Source organism: Slackia sp. (assembly GCF_977041755.1).
This window is the reverse complement of the sequence record NZ_CDRRGL010000228.1, coordinates 1-1,515: the sequence shown is the minus strand read 5'-3', so window position 1 is coordinate 1,515 and position 1,515 is coordinate 1. Positions and strand designations below refer to the sequence as shown.

At 54.5% G+C, this 1,515-nt stretch carries 1 protein-coding gene; it reads right to left on the bottom strand.

What is annotated here, in order from left to right; all coding sequences use genetic code 11:
* Positions 1 to 1,515, bottom strand: a 1,515-nt coding sequence (locus ACWI8T_RS09930; RefSeq protein WP_449138814.1) for a molybdopterin-dependent oxidoreductase, incomplete at both ends; no start/stop codon positions are given.

The window sequence follows — 1,515 nt, the reverse complement described above, 5'->3', positions numbered from 1 at the left end:
CCAAATTTGTCGGCGATGTCGGCGCACACATCGTAGCTGCTACGGCATTCGCCTGGAGCTTCCTGGGCGGGACCGCCGACCGTAACGCCCGTATACCATTCGGAGTAACCCTGATTATACATATTGAGCTGCTCGGAACGCATGGCATCGGGAAGGAGGATGTCGGCGTATTTCGCAGAATCGGTCATAACGGTATCCCATACCAAAATGAACTCGCATTTGGATTCATCGACAAGAATGTCGTGCGTATGGTTGATATCGTTATGCTGATTGGTCAAACAGTTGCCCGCATAATTCCAGATAAATTTGAAATCGCTCTGAAGCTTTTCAGCGCCCATGATGCCGGCATTGGTTGCGGTCATTTCATGACCGTGGTCGACAGCGTTAACCCACTGATATACAGGGATGGTGGTTTTCACCGGATTCTTCGACGGAATGCTGCCAACCAGGCTTACGGGCGGTTCGGCTTCGCGCTGACCGGTATTGGTGCCAGGCAGGCCAATTTGACCTAACAAAATAGGAAGCATGCAAATAGCGCGCGTGGTGTCTTCGCCGTTAGTATGGCGCTGAGGACCCCAGCCCTGGCACACAAACGGAGCTTTTGCGGCAGCCAAGTCGGCCGCCAATTGGCGAATGGTATCGGCGGGAATTTGCGTAATGGCCGCAGCCCATTCGGGAGTCTTTTCGACCATATCGTAGCCAGTGCCCATAACGTAATCTTTGTACGACTTGTTCTGGCCCTTTGCGCTTTCGGGCATAGTATCGTCATCGTAACCGACGGCATATTTGTCCAGGAACTCTTTATTCACCTGGCCATTGACAATCCACTCGTGCGCGATGCCCGCAACAAGCGCGGCATCGGTTCCGGGGCGAATAGGCAGCCATTCATCGGGATGGCCCGACGCGGTTTCATTCATGCGATAGTCGATATTGACGATCTTGCCACCGCGTCCAGTTACGGCCTCGCGAACACGCGCGAAATCCCATACGGCGTTGGCTCCGCCCATGCGTGTTTCCGCGGGGCTGTTGCCGAACATCACCACAAGGTCGGAATTCGCTTCGGCCTCGCTAAACGAACTCGCATTTACCGCATCATAGGGGTTGAACGCCGTCGCCGGCTTTCCGAGCGTAACATGGTTGCCGTCTTTATCAAGATTCGCGGAGCTGCCGTACATATACGGCATAACAGCTAAGATCATATTCGCAGAGTAGTCGTAACCTTGATTTACATATCCGCCCAAAAGGCCCAACAGACGCTTGCCCGGATTGCCCGTCGCGGAATGCATGCCCGTTGCATAGTTTACATAGATGGCTTCATTGCCATAGGTCTCAATGGTGTACTTCAGCTTATCGGCAATGGTCGAAATTGCCTCATCCCAGCTGATTTGCTCAAACTTGCCCTCGCCGCGCTTGCCAACGCGCTTCATCGGGTACAGCAGGCGATCGGGGCTGTTCAGCCAACGACGCATGGAGCGACCGCGCAGGCAGGCGCGTGCCTGGAAATCGTCGTCTCCC